The organism is Aureispira sp. CCB-QB1, from assembly GCF_000724545.1.
GTDB lineage: Bacteria > Bacteroidota > Bacteroidia > Chitinophagales > Saprospiraceae > Aureispira.
Genome location: NZ_JHBV01000021.1, coordinates 39,698 through 63,560, shown reverse-complemented (window position 1 = coordinate 63,560; position 23,863 = coordinate 39,698). Strand labels below are relative to the sequence as shown.

Annotated in this window: 19 protein-coding genes; 7 read left to right on the top strand and 12 right to left on the bottom strand. The window is 34.7% G+C overall.

The features are described 5' to 3' along the window. Positions 1-60: 60 nt before the first annotated feature. The 4 genes from CG11_RS09770 to CG11_RS09755 form a co-directional block, all read right to left on the bottom strand. Positions 61-1,053, bottom strand: coding sequence for a cytochrome d ubiquinol oxidase subunit II (locus CG11_RS09770; RefSeq protein WP_052595611.1), 993 nt, complete (start codon positions 1,051-1,053; stop codon positions 61-63). A 1-nt stretch (position 1,054) separates the two neighbouring features. Beyond that, complete coding sequence (locus tag CG11_RS09765) at positions 1,055-2,392, bottom strand: cytochrome ubiquinol oxidase subunit I (RefSeq protein ID WP_052595609.1); 1,338 nt, start codon at positions 2,390-2,392, stop codon at positions 1,055-1,057. Between the two features lie 668 nt (positions 2,393-3,060). After that, on the bottom strand, positions 3,061-3,777 hold the full coding sequence (locus CG11_RS09760) for a peroxiredoxin (protein ID WP_052595607.1): 717 nt from the start codon (positions 3,775-3,777) through the stop codon (positions 3,061-3,063). Between the two features lie 96 nt (positions 3,778-3,873). Then, positions 3,874-5,142 (bottom strand): FAD/NAD(P)-binding oxidoreductase, encoded by a 1,269-nt coding sequence (locus CG11_RS09755; protein WP_052595605.1) that lies wholly within the window; start codon positions 5,140-5,142, stop codon positions 3,874-3,876. A 360-nt stretch (positions 5,143-5,502) separates the two neighbouring features. Here CG11_RS09755 and CG11_RS09750 point away from each other — a divergent pair, with 360 nt between their 5' ends. Next, a complete protein-coding gene (locus CG11_RS09750) occupies positions 5,503-6,420 on the top strand; it encodes a TraB/GumN family protein (RefSeq protein ID WP_197043818.1) in 918 nt (305 codons plus the stop codon). Positions 6,421-6,476: 56 nt separating this feature from the next. Here the strand turns inward: CG11_RS09750 and CG11_RS09745 are convergent, their stop codons facing one another. After that, positions 6,477-7,484, bottom strand: coding sequence for a DUF2279 domain-containing protein (locus tag CG11_RS09745; RefSeq protein ID WP_231512779.1), 1,008 nt, complete (start codon positions 7,482-7,484; stop codon positions 6,477-6,479). Positions 7,485-7,687: 203 nt separating this feature from the next. Next, positions 7,688-8,653, bottom strand: a complete 966-nt coding sequence (locus CG11_RS09740) for a hypothetical protein (protein WP_052595599.1) — start codon at positions 8,651-8,653, stop codon at positions 7,688-7,690. A 706-nt stretch (positions 8,654-9,359) separates the two neighbouring features. Here CG11_RS09740 and CG11_RS09735 point away from each other — a divergent pair. The 5 genes from CG11_RS09735 to CG11_RS09715 all read left to right on the top strand — a co-directional run bounded on the left by CG11_RS09735 (position 9,360) and on the right by CG11_RS09715 (position 15,177). Continuing rightward, positions 9,360-11,480 (top strand): patatin-like phospholipase family protein, encoded by a 2,121-nt coding sequence (locus CG11_RS09735; RefSeq protein WP_231512778.1) that lies wholly within the window; start codon positions 9,360-9,362, stop codon positions 11,478-11,480. A 226-nt stretch (positions 11,481-11,706) separates the two neighbouring features. Further along, a complete protein-coding gene (locus CG11_RS09730) occupies positions 11,707-12,297 on the top strand; it encodes a 50S ribosomal protein L25/general stress protein Ctc (RefSeq protein ID WP_052595595.1) in 591 nt (196 codons plus the stop codon). A gap of 119 nt (positions 12,298-12,416) precedes the next feature. Further along, positions 12,417-13,112, top strand: coding sequence for an aminoacyl-tRNA hydrolase (gene pth / locus CG11_RS09725; RefSeq protein WP_081909518.1), 696 nt, complete (start codon positions 12,417-12,419; stop codon positions 13,110-13,112). A gap of 537 nt (positions 13,113-13,649) precedes the next feature. Beyond that, positions 13,650-14,213 carry an outer membrane beta-barrel protein gene (locus CG11_RS09720; protein WP_052595593.1) on the top strand — a complete coding sequence of 188 codons (564 nt, stop codon included), beginning with the start codon at positions 13,650-13,652 and terminating at the stop codon, positions 14,211-14,213. Positions 14,214-14,541: 328 nt separating this feature from the next. After that, positions 14,542-15,177 carry an outer membrane beta-barrel protein gene (locus CG11_RS09715; protein ID WP_063833075.1) on the top strand — a complete coding sequence of 212 codons (636 nt, stop codon included), beginning with the start codon at positions 14,542-14,544 and terminating at the stop codon, positions 15,175-15,177. Positions 15,178-15,327: 150 nt separating this feature from the next. Here CG11_RS09715 and CG11_RS09710 read toward each other — a convergent pair whose 3' ends face one another. Next, entirely contained in the window at positions 15,328-16,089 is a 762-nt protein-coding gene (locus CG11_RS09710) for a hypothetical protein (RefSeq protein ID WP_156039718.1), read from the bottom strand. A 202-nt stretch (positions 16,090-16,291) separates the two neighbouring features. Here CG11_RS09710 and CG11_RS09705 point away from each other — a divergent pair, with 202 nt between their 5' ends. Further along, complete coding sequence (locus CG11_RS09705; RefSeq protein ID WP_063833077.1) at positions 16,292-17,056, top strand: hypothetical protein; 765 nt, start codon at positions 16,292-16,294, stop codon at positions 17,054-17,056. Positions 17,057-17,128: 72 nt separating this feature from the next. Here CG11_RS09705 and CG11_RS09700 read toward each other — a convergent pair whose 3' ends face one another. From CG11_RS09700 to CG11_RS09680, 5 genes are all read right to left on the bottom strand, one after another. After that, a complete protein-coding gene (locus CG11_RS09700; protein WP_052595584.1) occupies positions 17,129-18,328 on the bottom strand; it encodes a hypothetical protein in 1,200 nt (399 codons plus the stop codon). A 131-nt stretch (positions 18,329-18,459) separates the two neighbouring features. Then, complete coding sequence (locus CG11_RS09695) at positions 18,460-19,614, bottom strand: hypothetical protein (protein ID WP_052595582.1); 1,155 nt, start codon at positions 19,612-19,614, stop codon at positions 18,460-18,462. A 157-nt stretch (positions 19,615-19,771) separates the two neighbouring features. Then, complete coding sequence (locus CG11_RS09690; RefSeq protein WP_052595580.1) at positions 19,772-20,932, bottom strand: hypothetical protein; 1,161 nt, start codon at positions 20,930-20,932, stop codon at positions 19,772-19,774. Next, positions 20,913-22,013 (bottom strand): hypothetical protein, encoded by a 1,101-nt coding sequence (locus CG11_RS09685; protein ID WP_052595579.1) that lies wholly within the window; start codon positions 22,011-22,013, stop codon positions 20,913-20,915. Before CG11_RS09685 ends, CG11_RS09690 begins: the two co-directional genes overlap by 20 nt. Positions 22,014-22,230: 217 nt before the next feature. Further along, positions 22,231-23,355, bottom strand: coding sequence for a hypothetical protein (locus tag CG11_RS09680; RefSeq protein ID WP_156039717.1), 1,125 nt, complete (start codon positions 23,353-23,355; stop codon positions 22,231-22,233). Positions 23,356-23,863: the final 508 nt, after the last annotated feature.

Genomic DNA, 23,863 nt, shown 5'->3' with positions numbered 1-23,863 from the left:
GCTATTGGCTACTTAATCCTTTTTGTTTTTAATGGGTAGTGTTGTCAAAAAACTAGTACATCAAGGCTTGAATTTAAAAATTCTAAACAAATAATAAATAGAGGGGAATATTAGTAAAGAGCCAATAAGCAGTGCCATTGTTAGATAATAGAGTGTTGTTTCTGGAGCAACAGAATTATATACAGTCAAATGATTGCCATCTTTCATATGAATCAGAATTGGAATCTGCGCAGCTGCCCAACCAGACATAATTAAGCCGACCTGAACAGCTACTAAAATACGAATTCTTTGAAAGTATTTTTTGTTAATATCCATCCATATCCAAGGTAGAAGGAGTGTCGCCCCAACAAATGCAATCCAACTAATCGGAGAGGATAAGGCTAATGCAAAAAATGGAACTTGATAAATATATGCCAATAGTAGGACAACACTGCCTGTTAAAATCATCCCAATAGAAAATCGCTTGGCAACAATAGAGTAAAAATGGATTTGCTTAGGTTCTATGGCTTCACCAAGTATAAAAATGCTAGCGATATAAGCGAAAATTAACGCCACAAAAATTCCAACCCCAACGCAAAAATAATTGAACCAAGGTGCAATGAATTGACTGTAAAATGTTCCATTCGGATTATTATCTATTTGCCCATACATCATAGCCCCTAAGGTTACCCCAAGAAAAATAGCTGTTATCAAGCTAGAAATACGAAAAATCCAGTGGTAATAAACATGGGTACCATCTACATGTGTGTCATAATGTCTAAATGTAAAGGCCGTTCCCCTCAATACAATTCCCATTAAGACAATAAATAGAGGAATATGTAAAGAGATCGACATTTGTGCAAAAATAGGAGGAAATCCATTAAAGATAATCACAACTGCCAAAATTAGCCACATATGGTTTACTTCCCATACAGGAGCGATGGCTTTGTAAATAGGGCGAATACTTTTATTGCCCGTTAATAATTCTATAATTCCTGCCCCAAAATCAGCTCCACCTAAGAGTGTGTAGAAAAAGAAGGCAATACTTAAGACTAAAACAATAAATTCAAGCATCTTAATTGGTTTTTTCTTTATCCGTAGTTGTTGTCAAAGGATAGTGTTGATGAATAGCATTAATTTGACGTTTCATGAGCCAAAAAAGAACAGCAGATAAAAATAGATAAACAAAGAGGGTGATGTAGAATGAATATTGAATACCTGGCATTGGTGTGACAGCGTCCTTAGTACGCATCACTTGATAAATAATCCATGGTTGTCGTCCTACTTCTGTAACTGTCCAACCTGCCTCTAACGCGATAAAACCTAAAGGAATACAGAAAACCAATGTCTTTAAGAAAGTAGTATGATAAATCCATTCTTTTTTTCGCCAATTTAAGACCAAAAAAATAAGTCCAATCAATGCCAGTAAACTCCCGATTCCTATCATAATCTGAAAGGCAAGATGGACAATTAAAACGGGCGGTTCCTCATCATCTGGTATTTGATCTAGTCCAACTACTTCGGCATTAAAATCTCCGTGAGCTAGAAAACTCAACGCATATGGAATGCGAATTGCATAATCAACAGTTTGGGTTTCGCTGTTCGGAATTCCACCAATAATCAACGGAGCACCTTGTTCGGTGTGATAATGTGCTTCCATTGCAGCTAACTTAGCAGGTTGGCGAACCGCAATATCTTTGGCAGCAATATCACCAGATATGGGAATGAGAATAGCAGCAATAGCTCCAAAGCTTAATGCTATGCGAAAGGCTGCTTTGTGAAAAGCATTGTTTTTGTTTTTTAATAGGTAAAAACCATGCAATCCTGCTACCGCAAAACCTGTTGCCACAAAAGAGGCTAATGACATGTGCAAGGCTTGGCTAAACCAAGCATCGTTGAACATGGCTGCCAAAGGATCAATATTGACATATTCACCATCAATCACCTCAAAACCTGCTGGGCTGTTCATCCAACTATTAGCAGCAACGACCAAAATTCCAGAAGCTAAACCTGATATTCCAACGATTAAACCTGAAACCCAATGTGTCCATTTGGGAACCCGTTCCCAACCATAGAGAAATACTCCTAACGCAATGGCTTCAATAAAGAAAGCCGTCCCTTCCCAAGAAAAAGGCATTCCTATAATACCTCCAGCGTGTTTCATAAATTCAGGCCATAACAAGCCTAATTCAAACGATAACATGGTTCCAGATACTGCTCCTACCGCAAAAAAAATGGCAATGCCTTTGGACCATGCTTTGGTCAAATCTCTATAGACAACATCTCCTGTTTTGAGCCATCGCCATTCAGCATATGCCATAAAGAAAGGAATGGTCATTCCAATACAGGCAAAAATGATGTGGAAACCTAACGAAAATGCCATTTGAAGCCTGGCAGCTGTTAATACATCCATAATAAGTTATAGTTATTGTAATCCATAAAAGAACTACAGGTTGATATTTTAGAAGCATGCTTATAGCATGCAATGTGCTTGTATTTTGAACATTCTTTTGATTTAAATCCTATCGTAACCGACAGGTGATCAACGAATGATTATTTATACTATTGAACAATTAAGTCGATGCAAAAGTCAACCATTCTATGCTCTAATTTATTGATATGAATCATAAAAAATTAATTTTGAATGCCTCTAAATTGTAATTTTTAATTTTTCTATATAAGTAGACATTATCGTACATTAAAAATAACAAGTACCACGCAGTAGCAGCGTCGCTAAAACAGTCTTCTTTTTGCGCTACTCTTCATCAAAAAAACTTGTCTTAGCTCGCTAAGCCTTCCTTTTTTTTTTAGCAAAAAAATAATCCCATTTTTTGTTCTTATTTTTTCTGACCACTTACTCAAGCTATTATAAAGGAGTTTTAAAGTAGTAGTGGAAATGAAAGTATAGTTTTGATAATCAATTGAGTAGTTTTGTCGGAAGCATGAATGAAAAAAAACGAGTTTTGAGGGGGGGACTCAAAACTCGTTCAATTGTTTTTGGGGATACATGGATATGATGGATGGGTTAATTGACTGCGTAATGAGAGGAATATCTTGAGGCATAAAATAACAATGATTGGATCAATCTTTCTTTAGCACATTTTCCATAACTGTTTCTTTAGACAGTTTTTTGGTACAGAAAAACCAATCTTGACAGTCTATAGCTGCATCATCCATTCGTTCTTTTGCCGTTCCGCAAGAACCTGCTGGTCCAACAATAACATCATCGCCTGGTTGCCAATCCGCAGGAGTTGCGACATTAAACGCATCGGAGGTTTGAAGGGCTACGACAACACGGTACAACTCATCAAAATTGCGTCCCAAACTTAATGGGTAATAAATTATGGCACGAATAATTCCTTTAGGATCAACAAAAAATACGGCACGAACAGCTTTGGTACTATCTTCGTTGGGTTGAATCATACCATATTTATGCGCTACTTTCATGGTGATATCATCAATCAAGGGAAATGTTACCTCAACATCCTTCATGTTTTTGTAGGCAATTTTTTCTTTGATCGTTCTCAGCCAAGCAATGTGACTATATAAGCCATCAATAGACAGACCAATCAACTTACAGTTGACGGCTTCAAATTTTTTCTCCAAAGTTGCGAAAGTCATAAATTCGGAAGTGCAAACCGGAGTAAAATCAGCAGGATGACTAAAAAGGATACTCCACTTCCCAAAATAATCAGAGGGATAATTAATTTCTCCTTGGGTTGTTGTTGCTAAAAAAGCAGGAGCAGGATCCCCAATTCTAGGCATTGAGATAACAACTTGCTCTTCATTTAATTCCATAATCTTGTTTTTAGTGCTTTGTGGAACTGTTGCCCAATTCGTGCAATGCTTCGACAAAGCATTGATTGTTATAAAATGTATTTTGATATTGTCATTCTAAGCCTTTCCTTTTAGCATTAAATTCCAATACATAAAGGGAAGACCATATTTTTTTAATAGCCACATACTATAGGTTTCTTTCGCAGTATCTACAAATTTGGATATTAAGGGGTCAGACATTCTAACATTATTATATCCAAATTCTGCTAAGACCATTTTGCCATATCCTGTTACCAACGGGCAAGAAGAATAACCTTTGTAAGTCAGTTCTTTAGAGCTGCCTTTGAGGGTGTTGATAATTTGTTGGACAACAACAGGTGCTTGTTTTCGAATAGCGGCTCCTGTTTTGGCGGTAGGAAGCGCAGCAGCATCGCCCAAACCATAAATGTTGGGATAGATATTGTGTTGTAAGGTAGCTGGATCGACATTGAGCCAACCTTTGCTAGGACCTTCTTGATGTGCCAAAGGAGAATTTCTAATAAAATCAGGAGCCGATTGAGGAGGCGCTAAGTGGAGCATATCAAAAGGAATACCTACAAGCCTAGTAGCCACTTGTTGCACTTTTACTTTAGGATTAGGGTTGTGTTCTATAGGTTGGTTGTGGTCGTCTAGTTTTGTAATTTCATAATAAGCTACCTTATTCGTACCATCAATTTTGACCAATTTGTGGAAAAATTTTAGATTGATCGCTTTTCTATCAACTACTTGTAGTAATGTTTTGGCAAAATCAGGTACCCCAAAAATAACAGAGCCTGGTGTTGCAAAAATAACATTGGTCGCATTTTTTATTCCTTGTTGCTGAAAATAATCATCCGCCAAATACATTATCTTTTGGGGTGCCCCACCACATTTTATAGGGGTAGAAGGTTGCGTGAATAAAGCATTACCTCCCCTAAATTTTTGCAATACTTCCCAAGTGTATTTAGCATCAATGTAATTGCTACAAACATTATTCTTGCCTATGGTTTCTTTTAGCCCTTTGATGTCTCCTAAATTGATTTGGATGCCAGGGCAAACTACTAAATAATCGTAATAAACAGTAGAGCCATTGTTCAGTTGCAATTGATTAGAAGAAGGGAGGAATGACGCAACTGCCTCTTTGATCCAGTTGATACCATTGGGAATTAAAGTCGCCATAGGGCGAGCTGTTTTTTGATAATCAAAGGTTCCTGCTCCAACAAGTGTCCATGCGGGTTGGTAGTAATGTGTCGTAGCAGGATCAATAATGGCAATGTCTAAGGTTCTGTCTTTTTTTTGTAATTGAGCGGCGACAGTTATGCCTGCTGTTCCAGCACCAATAATGACGATTTGATGTGTGTGTGTCATAATAAATAGGCTTATAATTATAGCAATGATTCTAATGCTACAAAGCTAAGCCATAATGTTGACAGGGTTTGTGATGTAAATCACATATGACTATTTTTTAATATGATTAGCAACAAAGATAAGGAATAGGGGATGTGATAAAATAAGAACTCAATTAATAGAGTACCTTGGATTTATTGTACTGTATTAACAGTAGTTTTAACCTGTAAATATGACACTTAGTCGTTATTTGGCAATGAATTTGAACTCTTTGGTTTAGATAATCATTATTATCAATAGTACTTAGCTGCGTTATTATGGTGCGGTTATCGATTATAAAATATGAGAAATTATTCAAGTAAACAATATAAAATTATGTCAATGTTTAAAGCACTCTCTACTCTTTTGGCCATTACTGTATGTTGGGCTTGTTCTTTCGCACCTGCGTCAGCACAAAAAGATGCTCCAAAAGATGGAAAACTAGAAAAAAGTCTGTTGTGGAAAGTTACGGGAAAAGGAATTAAGCCGTCTTATGTCTTTGGAACCATTCATATGATTGGAGCAGACGATTTCTTTTGGGATAAATCAATGGAAAAAGCCTTTAAGAAAACCAAAAAATTGGTGATGGAAATGGACATGAGTCAGCAAATGGTGATGGCGGTTCAAATGATGCAACTAGCGCCAATGAAAGGTGGAGAAACATTAAAAGACCTAATTTCAGAAGAGGACTATCAGATAATTGAAAGTTATTTTACAAAAGAAGCTAAATCACCACAAGCAAAAATGACGTTTGGGATGGCTCAAAACTGGCAACCCATGTTATTGCAATCTCTTTTGTATATGGAAATGATTGACGGTCCCGTTAAGATGTATGAAATGGAACTGACATCCAAAGCAAAAGAAGCGGATATGGCTTTTGGAGGATTGGAAACAGTTGCCGATCAAATGGCGGTATTTAACTCGATTCCTTACAAAACACAAGCCGAAGGTTTGGTTGAAATGATTAAAAATTTAAAAGAGGGTAAAGGAGGAGAGAATGAGTTTGCTAAAATGGTAACTTATTATAAGGCACAAGATGTTGATGGTATGTTAGAGGCAATGCAAGGCGACTTAGACGAAATGGGTAGTCAAGAAGAAATGTTGGATAATAGAAATAAAAAATGGATTCCACAGATCATCGAAATGTCTAAAGAAGCACCAACATTTTATGCTGTTGGAGCAGGGCATTTAGGAGGTGAAACAGGTGTCATTCGTTTGTTGAGAAAAGAAGGATTTAAGGTTACTCCAGTGACAAAATAACGAGGAGTACATCTAACTAATATACAAGTCATGCTCTATATGGGGCATGGCTTTTTTTAAAAGTAAAAGGCATGAAACTTTACTTGCCCTAAAGTATTGACCTCAAGTGTAGGAAAAGGCACTTTGAATATATTCAAAATTCCAAAAACGGTTTTTAGCCATTTGTGTTTGGTTGGGATACGTTCAAAATCAATATCTAAAGATAAGAAAAATTGACTGTGGCGCTGGTATTGAGGTGGCGCTGTAAATTGATCACCAGTTGTTTTGTCTTCCCAAGTATTGCTTTCTGCACCAAAAAAGTTTTCAATACCATATCCAACAGCTACATTGATCCACTTGGGTGGGAAATTATTAGGACGTTCCTTTAAAAACGAAGCAACGTTGACAGACATCCATATTGTTTGACCATTATATTCTTTGAATAAAAGTTCAGCAGGACTTGTACCAAATAAATTGGCCGTACGTGCATTGATAGAAGTGGTAGCCATGCTGTTGTTAGCTTGGAACAATTGCGTAGAATATTGTGGGCGATGGGTAGACATTTTTAAACGGATGCGTTGTTCTTTCCAAAGCAATTCTTGACCTAAATACAAGCCCGAACCAATGACGTTAAAGCCCATATCGCCCCAAGAAAAACCCCATTGATCTGAAAAACCATCCATGACTTCTAAGGTGGTTTGGAATAGTAGTCCAGTACCAAACCCAACCCATGCAGCATCTCTTTGAGAAAGACCCGCCCAACGATACAAATTGCCAGCCCATTTGCTCTCAAAATATCCAGTCATAGCATGCCCAAACTTATCCATCTGTTGCCAGCCTTGCCAATCGTCAAAAAAATGAAATTGTCCACGAGGGTAATTGGCATACCATGCCCTGTCCAAACCAATGGTCACAGCACTATACCCTGTAATTCCTATCCCTGTTAAGGTCCAAAATCTGCTTTGATTAAAGCTAGGAGCATTCTCAAAAAAGCCAAGCTTTTGCTTTGGAAGCGAAATGCTATCTATTTGTGCTGAGGCAGATAAGCTACAACATAGAATTAAAAACAAGAGCCAATTTTTCATAATGATAAGGGAACAAGAGCGAATGCTTTAAAAGAAGCCTCAAAAGTACAAAAATGCAATTGATTTGCATGGATTGAAAACAGAATGTTTGTTATAAGGTGTCAGAAACCTACCAGTCATTCGTTGCTCCAAGCTTATGTTCACTACAAAATGTGTTATCTAACAGCACTCTATGAGCTTAGTTGGCAATAATAGTGTAATTGTTATTCTATAATTCGTTTTCCACGACGCATCTCATAATAAAGCAAACTTTGTCTGGTTTTTTCGTCCTGTAATTCAATCGCTTTTAAATAAGACTTGATACCTCGATGCATTAAGATAAAGTAATTTTCCTGTGTATTTTCGTCCTTTACTTCGACCTCTAAAACTGTTCTCTTGGCATCTCTATTTTGATACTCAATTTCTTTTAGTTTCTTGACCAATAGTTTTCGGCGCGTACCATCTTTTTGATTAAAGATAATGTATTGGAGTATTTTTTCTTTTTTACCCTTAGCGACAGTTTCTTCTTCGAAACGGATATCAACATCATCAGAACGGTAGATTCGAGAAATTTTTCGATAATCTAAGTTAGATTGATTTTCGAGCGATAAAAAAGGATAAAGTACTTTGCCCCAAAACTCATCCAATGTTCGAGCATCAAAATCTTGTTGGTGCGTGAAAAATTTCCCATCTTCAAGTAATTGTTCTTTGCTAGTTCTTGCAATGATGTAAGTATGCTCAGGATCAGCCATACTTGGACGATATTTGAGCATGTCTACTTGGCTAATTCCATCAATATAAATCTTGAGATATCCTTGCAAGTCTCTATTTTCTGGATCTATTAGCTTCATGTGATAACCATACGGTATTTTGTCAATACGAGAAATTCGCAAACGGTAAGGCTTGTCATCGGTTGGAGGGTCAACAATGCCACCAGGAGTGTATCTAGCACGTTCATCAACCAATAAATAAGAGTTGAATACGGAGAATTTTACAACTCCAGGAGCAATAGGATCAGGATAGTGGGCTGTACTCATTTTTCCTTCAGAAGGAATAAAAGTATAGCCAGTAAAGTCACTTTCTTTGATAAATTCTCGATCTTCCGAAAGCGTGTAACGGACAGAGTCAGTTTGAGCTACAAGTAGCATAGGGACGAAAATTCCTAAGAGGAGTATGATAAGTTGTTTCATAATCTATCTAGTATTATTTTGAAGCTGCTACGGGGATTCTACAAGCAAAATTTTATCTTAGAGTGAACACAAAAATAAAAATTTATTATTGTATTTCTCAAAAATAATAGGATTAAGCCTTAGTAGGTCTGCCAACCGTAGTCGTTTTGTAACATTTTGCCATTGATTATTAATCATATTGGACTAGTAGTAAAAAAAAGAATCGTCTAATTGTATAAATGTCTAGTCTCAGTAAATGATCACCTATCGTTGGCTAAATTTTATATCTAACTTATATTTATTGTACTGTCGTTTTGTCATTTTTAGCTTTTTTGAATTGAGCTTGCCGAGCCAGCTAGTGTTAATAACACAAAGGCCAAAGACCACGACTAAAGGGAATTAACGGACAAGCTACGAGCTGAATAAGGGGGACTAAAAGTTACCTTTGAGCTATTAGCATGATTTTAGCAGATTATTGTTATAATCATTTATTTAAATAAATCGTTAAATCACCTTATAACTATATGGCAATGCTTGTGCCATACTATCTTTGAAGGAGTATTATTTTGTAACATGCATTTGGGGCATCACAATGAAAGAACGCTTAGCTAATATATATTACACGTTTCCCATTCAATTAATAAAACTACAACTGAAGCATAATATTCTACTATTAAGTCTTTGGGGAGTTTTGTTTGCTATAGTAAATGGAAATATAGGGTCCTCTATGGGATTTCATAAGATGTTTTTAGATCCTGAATATATGGGAAAAGTTACTTTTTGGAGTTTCTTTATAATTGGCTTGGCTTATGGAAGTTTTTTTATTGCTTGGAACACTAGTGTTTATATATTAAATAGTTATCGTTTTCCTTTTTTAGCGTCTTTGTATCGACCTTTTGCCAAATTTAGTTTTAATAACTTTTTCATTCCTGTTACTTTTATCATTTTCTATGTATTCAAAATTGTACATTTTCAGTGGTACAATGAATATACAGGAGAGTACAGCATCTTGTTTGATTGTTTAGGGTTTTTGTTGGGGGCTTTTCTGATGGTTCTAAGCTCTATGCTATATTTTCAGTATACCAATACAGATATGCAAACGTATCGAAAACTGAATAAGCTAAAGTTGTCCAAGATGCTAAAGGCAATTATTGTCAAAAGAAAGGAGCGGCAACTAAACATCATGGATAATGGTCCTTATAAAAATGCTTGGCGGGTCGATTTCTTTTTGACGGAATATTTTCAATGGAGAATTGTGCGGAATGTAGAGCATTATAATTTCAAATTATTAGAGCGTGTGTTTCGTCAAAATCATGCGAATGCTTTGGTCATACAAAGTTTAAGCATTACCGCTTTGATACTGATGGCGGCTATGGTCGAGTACGAACCATTTCGGATTCCAGCAGGAGCGAGTCTATTGTTACTACTGTCCATTGTGACGACTATTATAGGAGCCTTAACCTACTGGATGGAAGAATGGAAAGTGCTTTTTTTGTTGACAGCTTTTTTCTTTATTAGTCAGATGATGTCATGGGGGTGGTTTTCTTATCAAAATAGTGCTTATGGTTTAAATTACGATGCTCCTTATGTGGATTATTCTGTGGAAGTGTTGGATTCAATTTGTTCAAAAGAAAGATACAAAGAGGATAGTAAGGCTACTTTAGAGATTTTGGAGCGTTGGCGAAATAAATTTGGAAAGAGTCGATTGTTGAGAAAGCCTAAGTTGGTATTGTTGTGCGTTAGCGGTGGAGGTATCCGAGCTAGTTTGTGGTCAAATCATGTTATTCGTGAAATTGATAAATCTTTGAACGGAAAGTTGATGAAACATACTGTCTTGATGACAGGAGCTTCGGGGGGAATGTGGGGAGCATCTTTGTATCGAGAGTTGTACTATCAAAAGCAAAAAGGAAAAAAGATTGATTTGTACGATAAAAAATATTTGGACTATACGGCCAAAGATTTGATGAACTCTTTAGCATTTACTTTTTTGGTGAATGACATATTTATTCCTTGGGTTAACCGCGAAGTGAATGGGTATACTTACCGCCAAGATCGGGGATATATTTTTGAACAACAGTTTATTGAAAACACAGAAGGTTTATTGGGAGAGTCCTTAAATTATTATAAAAAACCAGAAGAAGAGGCACTAATTCCAATGATGTTTATTACACCATTGATTTCTAATGATAGTCGAATGATGGTCATTTCTCCCCATGCCGTTAGTTATATGATGCGGCCTCCATTTAGTTATCAAGGAGAGGATCGAGTATCTAGAATTGATGCGGTAGATTATGGGGCTTTATTTTCAAAACACAATCCTTTTAACTTGAGGTTTGCCACAGCTTTGAGAATGAATGCTACCTTCCCTTTTATTTTTCCAAGTGTTCAAATGCCTACGAATCCTGTACTAACATTAGTAGATGCTGGCTTTAGAGATAATTTTGGTTTGGAAACGGCCACAAGATTTGCTGCTATTTTTAGAAAATGGATTAGAGAAAATACCAGTGGAATTACAATTATATCAATTCGTTCGTACGCACAGGCAGAAAAAATTGCAGAGACAACGACCAAATCATTATCCGAATTGGCTTTCAATCCTTTGGGACCCGTTTTTGCCTTAGATGCTATTCAAAATTACCACCATGATACTTATGTATCTTATCTGAAATCAAAAATAGGATATGATAAGATAGATGTAGTTGATTTTGTGTACAAACCAACGATTTTGAATGAACGAGCCTCGTTGAGTCTTCATTTAACTCAACGAGAAAAAAATGATATTTTGAATGCCATTAACCTAGATGAAAATCAGCAGAGTATAAAGCGTTTGCAAGAGCTGATAAAGTAAAAAAGTGTTTTTTTTTGTATTTCAGCTAAAAAAAATACCGCACCTTTGTTTAGGGGGATGTTTTTGATTTTCAGTTTCTTATGGCGTTTTGGGGTTTTTAGGTATTAGTTTTTTGATATAAAAGGCTTAAGTATTAAAGCCATTGTTTTGAATATGATAAATAGTTTTTTATCTTTGCACGTCCAAAAAGAAAAGTATTTACTTAGAATAAAATATAAATATTCAGATGAAAACGATCGCATTATCAGGTACTTCAAGAACTGAATTAGGCAAGAAAAGTACAAAAGCACTACGCAATGCAGGTTTGGTACCTTGCGTTCTTTACGGTGGCGAAAAAAACCTTCACTTTAGCCTTACAACAAAGGCTTTGCGTGATTTGATTTATACAAATGAATTTAGAACAGCAGAGGTTGAGTTAGATGGCGCAAAATACAATGCTATTATCAAAACTGTGCAGTTTCACCCAGTTACTGATGCTATTCAACATGTTGATTTGTTGGAGTTAGTAGAAGGACAAAGTGTAAAAGCAGAAATTCCAATCAAATTGGTTGGTACGGCCAAAGGTGTAAAAGTTGGTGGTGTTTTGATGCAAAAAATTCGCAAAGTTAAGGTGAAAACTACTCCAGATAAACTTTCTTCATTTATTGAAGTAAACGTTGAGCACTTGATGTTGGGTAAATCTATCCGTGTACGTGAAATTCAAGTAGAAGAAGGTATCGAGATTATGAATGCTGGTGGAATTCCTTTGGCTTCTGTTGAAGTACCACGTGCTTTGCGTTCTGCAGAAGCAAGATCAGCAGCAGAATCTGCTCAATAATAAAAAACTTTATATTCTTTATCTTTTTAAGACAAAGAGTAGGTATATAATATCTTAAGACGTATTGGATTTTCTAATACGTCTTTTGTTGTATCTTATCACTTCATAAATTAATGAATATGTTCAAGTTTATAAAACGTCTGTTTGTCAATCAAGAACTTGAAACTTCAAAAATAGAGAATAGTGTGAAATATCTTATTACAGGTTTGGGGAACATAGGACCAGATTATGACGGTACTCGTCATAATATTGGCTTTGATGTGGTGGATTATTTAGCAGATAAATTTGACGTGCAGTATAAGAGTGAACGTTACGGGATGGTTGGTTCGTTTCGCCACAAGGGGAGAACATTTATTTTGTTGAAACCCAATACGTATATGAATCTAAGTGGACAAGCTATTCGTTATTGGTTGCAAAAAGAGAAGATCAAAATTTCCAACCTTTTGGTTATTTTGGATGACCTGAATTTGAGTTTTGGCAAAGTAAAAGTAAAATCCAAGGGGAGTGCTGGGGGGCACAATGGTCTTAAGAATATAGAGCAACTGTTAAGTACAAGCCAATATCCTAGATTGAGAATAGGCATAGGAGATCGTTTTGGCAAGGGCAAACAAGTTGATTTTGTACTAGGCCGTTGGACGAATCAAGAGGCAGCGGATTTGCCAGCAATTATTAAGCATGCAGGGCAAGGCGTTTTAAATTTTGGGACGATTGGTTTGGAGAGAACAATGAATGTCACAAATAAAGACTTAATGGCGCCTCCTAAGAAAAAGAAAGAAAAGCCTAATAAGGAAGAAAAGGACGGAAACGAAAGTTAAAGAATAGAGCAATAAAATTATTAAGAAGCCTTGTTTGAGGGCGGTGCATTAGCACCGCCTTTTTTTGTTTTATATGAAAAAATCGTAAAATGAGAGAATAAGCTTAAATTTTGGAAAATAACTTTATATATTTATTTTGTTTTGATTATCAGTTCATTATGTTGGTTTTGGTTTTTTTGTTTAAACCTTTTTTTATGTTATCATCTTTAACTAAAGTATGTTTTTTTTAACTTTTTTTTAAACAAAAATAATTTTCTCAATGTTGTATAGATGAAAGCAACGCAATTAATACGTTAATTCTTTGCTTGATGGAACAGGTTTACATTTGCTTTGATTTAATCTTTTTATAGCTTTATTTTTAATATGTATGTTGTTTTTATAGACACATTATATGTTTATTTTAATGCTTTTAAGTGAGTGTAAAACGTATAGAAACTATTTTTTTTAACAATTAAAAGAAAAAACATGCTTAATTTTAGAAAGACAATATTCTTTAGTTTATTAACGTTCGCGACACTTTTATTCACAACTAATGCAATGAATGCCCAAACTCAGAAGGGGAACTTTATGGTTGGTGGAGAGGTAGGTTTGTCTACTTCATCTTCTACGGTAAACGTTGATGGTTCAGAAACAGAGGGGTCAAGTGCAACGCAATTTAATATCGCTCCATCTGTTGGTTATTTCTTTGCTAATAACTTTGCAATGGGTATTGGAGTTGATTACACATTGAGTACGGTAAAAAATAATAGACGTGATGAGTTAGATAGTGATTTGTTATTTGGACCATATATGAGATATTATGTGCCATTTGGAGATAAGGCTTTATTCTTTGAGGTCGATTTTGGATATGGGAATTCTACAGATAATATCACCGTAAATAATGAACAACAATTGGCTGTGACCAATGTATTTGCAGCAGGTATTGGACCAGGTTTTACAATTTTCTCTAATGATAATATTGGTATTGAGGCATTGGCAAAGTATAATTTTGCAAGTAGTAATAGTATTTTGACTGCGAATGGAGTAGAGACAACTAGTAACTCTATCACACATGCTTTTGACTTTTCTGTAGGTCTACAAGTATACTTAGGAAGAAAATAATGGAAACTACTTGATTAGTAGTCTATAAATATATATAGATCAGTTGGCTATTGTCAATTGGTCTTTTTTTATTTTATTATAATTATTAAAATTTGTTTTATTTTTTAGGTGTAATTAAAAGTGGTTTTTATGAACATTTTTTTATTTTGGTTGTTTTGTTTATATAGTGACTTGGTAGTATAATGTATTGCTTATCTGGTTATTGTGTGATTGTATTTTGTTTTGTTAGATTGATTGATTTTGTTAAATTTTAATTTAGTTATGTCACAATGAAATGAAAATATAATCAATAAAATGAATTATTATTAATCAATAAAAAAGAAAAAACATGCTTAACTTAAGGAAAATATTATTCGCCAGTACTTTGGCATTTGCAACTGTCTTATTCTCGTTTAATACAATGGAAGCCCAAACGAAGAAAGGTAACTTCATGATAGGTGGAGAATTGGGCTTATCTACAGCGTCGTCTACCGTAAGTGTCAATGGTTCAGAAACAGAAGGGTCAAGTGCAACGCAATTTAATATCGCTCCATCTGTTGGTTATTTCTTTGTTAATAACTTTGCAACAGGTATTGGAATTGATTACACATTGAGTACGGTAAAAAACAATAACCGTGACGAGTTAGATAGTGACTTATTATTTGGACCTTTTTTACGATACTATATTCCTTTTGGAGACAAAGCCTTGTTCTTTGAGACTGATTTTGGATATGGAAACTCTACCGATAATATTACCATAAACAACGAACAACAATTGGCTGTAACCAATGTATTTGCATTCAGTATTGGGCCAGGGTTTACGATTTTTTCAAATGATAACATTGGTATCGAAGCATTAGCAAAGTATAATTTTGCAAGCAGTAATAGTATTTTGACTGCAAATGGAGTAGAGACAACAAGTTACTCTTTGACACATGCATTTGACTTTTCAATAGGATTGCAAGTGTATCTAGGAAGAAAATAATAGAACGGATATAACTATAGCTGGCTGAAACTATGCAGCGCAGCTAACTCTAATAGAAGAAAAGTGAACGTAAAAGTTCATGAATATCTTAAAAGTCGTCCCATTTTAGCTCGCTAAGATGGGACGACTTTTATAATATAAGAGAGAAGATTAATCGGATGATTTTATTTTTCGGAATTGAGTCCATGTGCCTACTACAGCTAAAAATACCATAGCAAACAAAGACATGATAGTAACCCAATTGTTTTCGTAGAACAATCGTTTGCTTCTCAAGAAAATTCCTAAAAAAGCCCATATTAAAACTAATGTAAACCAAATGTCTTGATTGAGGTACAAGACTAATAATGTTCCAAAAATCCCCATAACAATTAAGGCGGCAGTCCAGTATTCCTCTGATAGTCCAAAAAAGTCAAATCCTAAGTAAATGAGTAAGAGATTGAGGTGAAGAAGGGCACCTATGCAAATCCAAGCCAAATAAATACTAAAAGGGATGGTATAAATCCATCGTGCTTTTTCCACCCCTACCAAACGGTAATAAACCCATATAAGGGTTAGCCAATTAGAAAAAATTATTGCAAAAGAAAGAATAAGATATTCAGCTTCCCAAGCAATTAGCCATCCGCAGTTTAGGACAAAGGTAATTATAAATCCAATGCCAACACTTTGAACTTCTCTAGGCACTGCTTCTTTTTTTAGCACCGTTTTTATTTGATCAATAATAGATAAACTCAATAAGGGATAAATGATACTCCAAATACTAGACGAAAAATGCTCTGGTGTGAGCATGTTGGCATGTAAATCTGTTAACTCAACGATTGATTTCCCCCAAAAAGGGGACGTAACTGCCAATGTATTGATAACAAGAACGATTACAAAGAATAAAACATTGGCAATCATTAATATGCGATACATGACTCTTTTGTTTATGTAATGGGAAAAAAATAAAAATCTCAGGCTATATGTTGTTAGCTGCTGCATAATAAGAAAAAGTTTATTACTAACAAATAATAGCTTGCTTATTTTTCTGGATGATTACTTGAAGTCTTTAGAGAATTTTGCCACTGCTGCAAACAAATTAAAGAGGTTGGTGTTGTATAAAGAAAAAGCAAGAATTATGATAAAAAAAATATTACTAGCGAGTTTCTTTTTATTGGGAATACAAGTTGCAAACGCTCAACTAAGAGTGGCGGTAGAAACAGGTACTGCTTTTAATCAATACAATGACGTCCGCACACCAAATGGTGATGTTGATAAAGGAACATTTTTTTCTCTAAGTAGTGATTTTAGACCGCAATCTATCAATCCATTTATAAGAGCAGAGGTATCGTATACAATTATTGATCGACATGACATACAGTTAACCGCAGCGCCTTTAGAACTTCGGTATGTTAGTTACAAAAATCAAGTGATTGATTTTGCAGGAAGGACGTTTAGTGGCGATGATATTACAGGGTATTATAAATTTAATACTTATCGATTGAGTTATCGTTATAATATCGTTCGAAAAGAAAAAATAAGATTTGGAATAGGTGCTTCTGTTCTTTTGAGAGATGCTCGAATTGCATTGGAGCAAGAAGGTCGGACGGCAGAAGATACTGATTTAGGAGCGGTTCCGTTAATTAGTTTCAATCTAATTTACTCTCCAATTAAGAAGTTGTCTATTTTGCTAAAAGGAGATGCTTTGGTTGGACCACAAGGGCGAGCAGAAGATATCTTTTTGGGAGTAACCTATGACTTAATTGATGCTTTAGAACTCAAAGCAGGGTATCGATTAATAGAAGGGGGAGCATCGGTTGCTCAAGTATACAATTTTGCTCTTTTTCACTTTGTCGACTTTGGGTTGGTGTATACTTTTGATTTTGCCAAAGACAAAAAGTAGTATTTAGGGCTTTTAATGAAAAACGTCTAATTGGGGATATATCCAATTAGACGTTTTGTAATTTAGAGTGTGTTAGTCTTCTTCTTTTTTTGGAAAGTAGGTGTATGTATACACGTCTCTTTTGTTTAATTTATCGGCAATAAAAAAGTCAATGTGTGTATAATTGCCACGGTTGTTATAAGTTTTGACGGTTTTCCAGTCCTTGCCATTTTTTCGATATTCAATTTCGGTGTAAGTCTGAATTTTAGAAGTTGTATCATAAGTAATTTCTTTTCTTACAAAAGGCTGCCCTTCTAGGGTTTCTGTATAGGTTGTCAAAAGTTGTTTGCTACTATCCAAATAAACATACGTTTTCTTTTCTTCATACGTTTTTTCAGGAGTTACAACCAGTTGAATTTCTTCATTATCATTAAATGTGTAGGTAATTGTTTTTACCTTCTTATTCAGTCTTTTTTCGATCGTTTTTACTGGTAGATTGTATTTGTATGTGGTAATTGTTTGGTCGGTTCGTTTTACCTTGCCATTAGAATCTCTAGTACCAGCCCTCAAAATTGTTTTCTTTAGTTGGTTGTAGCGATCGTACTTGTTGATTACTTGATTCCAATTATGGTATAAATATCCTGTAGATTGGAGTAGTAAGCTATCGTTTTTATAAGTTGCTTGAAAGGAACGGGCTTGCATTTTTGTATCTCCATCATCATCAAAGGATTCCCAATTGGTAATATTACCTAGGGCATTGCGGCTTACTTTTTCTAAAGAACTATTGGGGGGAGAAGTATCGTAGTTGGTCGTTTTTGTTTGTGTAGGAAAACCATTTTTGTCAAAGGTTTTTTCGACTTGACGCAACATCAAATTGCTGTTTTTTTTGTACAAGCGAACCCATTCACGTTTGTGCTCGTGGTCATAACTCTTGAATTTCGAAAGTTGCTTGCTATACTGACGCTTGGGTTTGTCGCTATGCGTTAGTTGTTCTGTATAATAACTACCCAATTTTCGAGCAGGGTTGTATTCAAAAGAATAGTGCGTACGGGGCGCAAATCCTGTATCGACAGCCATGTAATGGTATCTATCTTGACGGATAAGTATAGCATTGGTGTCGTAAACACTTTCCTTTGTCATAGACAACTGAGGAACACCATTTTTATATTTATAAGTTGTATGGATTATAGTTTGAACACTATCTAAATTTCTTTGAGGTTGAGCATTAAGGATAGATGAGCTTCCCAAAAAATTAAAAAAAAGGACAAAACAAATAAGGTAATAATAGTTCATAAAGCATGTTGATTTAAAATAAGAATATCTGTCAACTCAAGAATTGACAGATATTAGACTATTTTATGGATTGGTGTCGTTGATCAAAGTAAATTAACGAACGACCAACTTTTTTTAATAGACAAGTATATTTAGTCTCTAGGAAAATATTCATAAGTATAATGATCTTCTTTTACGATTTTATCATTTTTCTTGAAAATCTGTTTAGAGATATTCCCCCAGTCATCATATTCTTTTAATGTTTCTTCCTTGATGTCATTTTCTTTATCCACTTTTAGCAATTTAATTTGATTGCCATAGTCATCATAAGCATATTGAGTTACTGTAAGAACCCGATCATTGATGCTTTGGGTGGTCACTAGAATATTGCCATAGGCATCATATTCTGTATTCGTGACAAAGATATCAGTATCCTTATTGGCTTTAGATATTTTACTTTTACTTGTCCGTTTATTGATGCGTTCCTGTTCTTTAGCAGCTTCTTCTAATGTTAATACTTGCCTTTTGTTTTGGCGAGTAGTACGAATGATAACACTATCTCTATACTCGTTAAAAAAGTGACTTTCTAGTTTACCATCAATAAATGTTTTCCATTCAACAACATAGTTGTTGCTGAAATAGCGAATATCTTTTCTAAATTCTTTTCCATTGACTTTCTCTGTTGTAATAGACTGTACTAAGTCGCCATCATTATTACGTTTGTAGTTGGTCAAAATTTCTTTGCGAGGCTCTTTGCGATTCTCAATCCAAAGAAGCGACTTGCTAATTTCTTTTTGATTGTTGTAGAACCAAGTCTTTCCCTTGATTTGTGTCCCATCAATATCAAAGAATTTTTCTTGTTCTTTCTGACCTTCGCTATTATACTCTAATAAATAAGTAACAGCGACAGAAGTTTGTTGGCCATCGTCGTATTTGATTTGCTCTACTTTGCTTTTGTTGTTGTACTCATCCCAATAGATTTTGGATTCGGCTTGAAGAATACCCTCGCCATTATATTTTAGCGTATTTTGATGGCGTCCTTTGGGGTCGTAGCTTAGTTTTTCTTGGACCGTTAGTTCTAACTTTTCGTCCTTATCCACTTTGTATTCTTCAAAAAGAGCAAGTTTATTAAACAAATTAAATTCTCTTTTTACTTGCGCTGCCAATTCCATTTTGCCCTCGTCATTAGGTATATACTGTTGGTGCAAAATAGATTTTATTTGAAGCTTCTGCGCATGGGTGCTTAATGAGAAGAAAGAGCCTAATAAAATTATAAGTATAAAAGTTGTAGATTTTTCTCTATGCATAGACCTAAGAGCAATTTAGATTACTAAAATAATTACGTAGTTATTTCTTGTTGTGCAAGAAGGATACCAAGTTTTGGGAGTTAAAAATAGCTAATTGTATTATTACAATAAAAATATGAATTAAGTATTCATTTGCATTGTTTTAGAATAGTTGCAATTATAAACCATAATATTCGTAACGATACAAATGCTCTTGCACCTGTTTTTCATTATGAAAAATCATTTTCTTTACTGGATTACTATAAGAGTCGTATTCGTACTTAACTTCGTCTGTATCTCTGGAGATTTTGTTGTGTGTTTTTTCAGATACTAATTCCTCCTTATCGTTGTAAAAATAATAGACTACCTCAGAAACTTGATTATAAGTTCTGGTAATTTTTTTAGAAGGAAGACCATATTTATTTGTTTTGTACGTAACTGTTTTGAAAGGAGTGTGCGGGATGTTTTCTAGTGGATCCCTTTTGGCATCATCGTATTCCAAAACGATCCTCTGTTCTGGAATAGGAGGGGGGATGGCATATTCTTTTATAATAGCAGTCGTATCTCTTGTGGCAGCTGTAAATTGGCTTACGATTCGACCATTTTTATATTTGATCCAATCAATAATCGCATTATTTTTGAACAACTTGATATCCTTCAGTCTGTTTTTTCCTATTTGAGAAAGCAATGTTGATTGTACAATTTGCCCTTTGTTGTTGTATTGGTTTTCTAAACTAATTGTTTTTTTTATTGACTTAGAATTTTGATACGTATAGGACCAGTCGATGGCGGATAGGAGCTCTCCTGTAGCAGAGTACGTTCGTTTTTGCTCACTCAATTGATTGTCTGCTTGATTGTATGTTTTGCTTAGCACCACCCGATCTTCATCGTCATAAACCAAGGTAGTATAAGTAGAGTTGGAAGGCTGAATATAATCTGTATGAGTAATTTTAATTACATGATCCGTTTCGTCATATTCATTTTCCTCACTCCAAATTAGTGCATTATCTCGATTGTAGACCATATTACCAATATAGAGACCTTCTACATTGTATTTTATGATTTTTAATTTTTCCAAGGCTGCTTTTCCCAAATCTGTTTCTGTGTATTCAGCCTGTTCGATAATTTCACCGTGTATATTGTATTTTGTTTCTGTATGTTTTTGAAGAATCGCTTCGTTGTTTTTTAGTTCAAATGTTTTATGAATTTGAGTTTTGATTTGAGGTTTGGGAGAGGAAGTAGGCAAACGAGATTGAAAGCTTACCAATACCACAAACAGTACCGATAGCAAACTAAATAGAAAGAACCTAATAAAAATTTTAAAAATATGTATAGTCATAGGTATACTTAGAAATTAGTTTTTCATCCTGATAAAGCGCCTTTTTTAAGAGGTTATTATGGCGATCATATTCCAAGACCTCCTTGCTGCTGCTGGTTTCTTTGCCTTCATGAAAAGAGACTTTTTTGGTTTCAGTAAGATTTGAATTTTTGTCATAAGAATACGTGATAATTTGCGTAATCTCTTCGCCAGCCATTTGAGTAGTTTTTATTTTATTACCCTTATCGTCAAATTCATCTTCATTGGTCCACAGACCAAAACCACCGAAGCCGCCACCGCCACTATCGCCACCACCAAATTCCATCAAAACCCTAGCTTTGCTAGGATCATAGCCAGCTTTAGCACCACCAAAGTTGCTAATTTGCTCACCATTCTTAAACTTAAGGTGCTCTTTTACCTTGTTGCGTTGAAATGTGATTAAATCTTTATAAACATCTTTTCCATCTTTGACCATTTTTTCAGAAGAAGCCAAAAAGCCCTCTTGCGTATAAGCTGTCTTTTTGATCTCCATATATTTCTTTCCATTTGGAAGCACTTCCCACTTTTTATAGTAAGTTTCTTCATTGTCGTTGTTGTACTTATATACTTCTTCTCCAACTTTACGACTATCTTTATTGGTCAACGTAATTTTTTCAGGTTTTCCCGTCGATGTATAACTGAACATTTTGGTATATTGATGTCCAGGAGCTTTGATGTAGTCCGTATATTCTTCCTTAATGGTTAGTTTACTCTTATTCGAGATATAAGATTTGGTCGTTAAAATAGGATCTCCCATCTCGTCAAAGGTAGCGACTTCATCTGTTCTAAAGTTTTGCTGCCATTCTTGTGTGCGAATTTTGTTTTTGACCAGCTCACCAATCGGATTGGCCAAGTGCAATTCTAATTTGATCATACGATTTTTTTCATCGTATTCTTTTATTTCCTTCTTAGTAAGGATTAGGTCAGAATCTTTAGGTTGGTCAGGGAGTCGTTCGTAGGATTTGAATTCGACCGATTTTATTTTCGCATCTTGTGCTTGTAAAGTACCTGATAATGCAAAAGCTACGAATAGCAAGAATGGCATTATTAGTGTATTTTTCATAATTGTATCTATTTGTTTTTCAATAAATAGCAACTGCTTTTTTATTTATTAAGCTCGTGTTGAAGCAAAAGAGCTGCTCCATTGTTACAATAAAATGCACAGTACTACATTTTTCATTTAGGTTAAAAACATGTTCTAAACTGCAAATTTGCCTTGCTTCAAAGTGCTTTTTGTATGCACAAAAGAGGCAAAATGAAGACATTAAGAACAGTTGGTGTTAGTAGTATTTATAAATATACAGCGTTTTTTCTAAACTTTTATTATTATGTGACGATAAACTTTTTTCTATTAAATTCCCTAGACTATCGTATACAAAGCTTGTTATAGACAAAATTTTTCCCCCCATGTTTTGCTCTTCTCTAATTAAATTTTCTTTCTCATCAAAGTAAGAGATGGTTCTATAGTGGATTTTTCCCTTTTTAGTATAGCGGTTGCTTGTCTTCTCTATAATTTTCCAATCTTTATTATAACTATAAATAACTTCTTCTAATAGTGCACCATTAATTGTTTTTCTTACAGTTTTAATGTGTTCATTTTCATAGGTTACTTCTTTTTTGTTGATTTCTTTTTTATTAATGCTTTTGATGTCTGAAATCAAACGTCCATCCTTATAGGTTAAAATATGTTCCTCTTTGTTGATTCGATATTTCTTTTTAGGAGGTTTATCTTTACTACCGACCTGCTTAATTTTTCTTCTTAAAATAGTTTTATCCTCTACAATATGCCCTTGTTTGTCATATTTAATTTTTTGACGAAAACGGTTCTTGTAGTACTTGCCACAGGTGTGTGTTAATTGTCCCTTTTTATTGTATTTATAACGGTAGTCTCTTCGTTTTCCAGACCGTTCTACCACATCTCCTTTTATATTAATTGTATTCCACTTGGCATAAGTTGTCCATCTAGTTTTTAAACTATCTTTGTAAGTGTAATAATTACATGATAAAGACGTACTGCCAGTATAGTTATAACTGCATAACTCTGTCAAATTCTGTTGCTCATCATAAGTTAAAGTGTCTTCTTTGGCTAGTTCTCCAAACTTATCATACAATTGGCGCAAGATGTACTTGCTGTCTTCTTCTTTGGCTTGATAATCCAAATAGCGTGTGATTAATTTTTGTCGAAGTGGCTCTTTCCCTTCAGGATAATCAATAATTTCTTCTGTCAAAACCTGCTTGTCCAGATCAAAGAAGGCTTTTTCTTCTTTTGTCAATCGCCCATTATCTCGAATATGATAATAATAATTCTGCTTCTGCATCAATCGCCCAAGAGTATCGTATTGCATGGTTTTTCGGAATCGAATCAGACTGTCCTGTTTCCCAATACCATAGGATAGTATTACCATCTCTTTAATTTGGGATTGCCCAAAAGAAAAAGTACAAGAAAAAACGATAATGAAAATGATCTTTGACAAGATATTCATGCAAATAGATAGTTGAGTAAAGTTGCTTAGTACTCTGTAATAATGATAGAAACTTACTTTATAGAGTACCTAATAAATGAAGACAATAAGTTAAATCAACAACATAAATCTATGATTGTGTGACAACACAAACTGTTGGTTAATGGTTGTAATATACCAAAAGTAAGCCAATCTGAGAGAAAAGCCAAAGGCTACTAAAAACAAAAAGGCAAATCCGCTCAGATTTGCCTTAAAATTTGTAACAAGAGTTTGCTTCTAGTAAACTTTTGTTTTAGCCTTTTACTTTGATCTTAAATAATAAGACCATTGGGTACGTAACGAAAAAAATTGCCTTTGTTTATAAAACGAGACGAAATAATAATCCGCTGCCTCCAACAAAAAAAAATCTTTTTTTATGAAAAAATAAGAACAGGTTCAAATTTTAAACAAC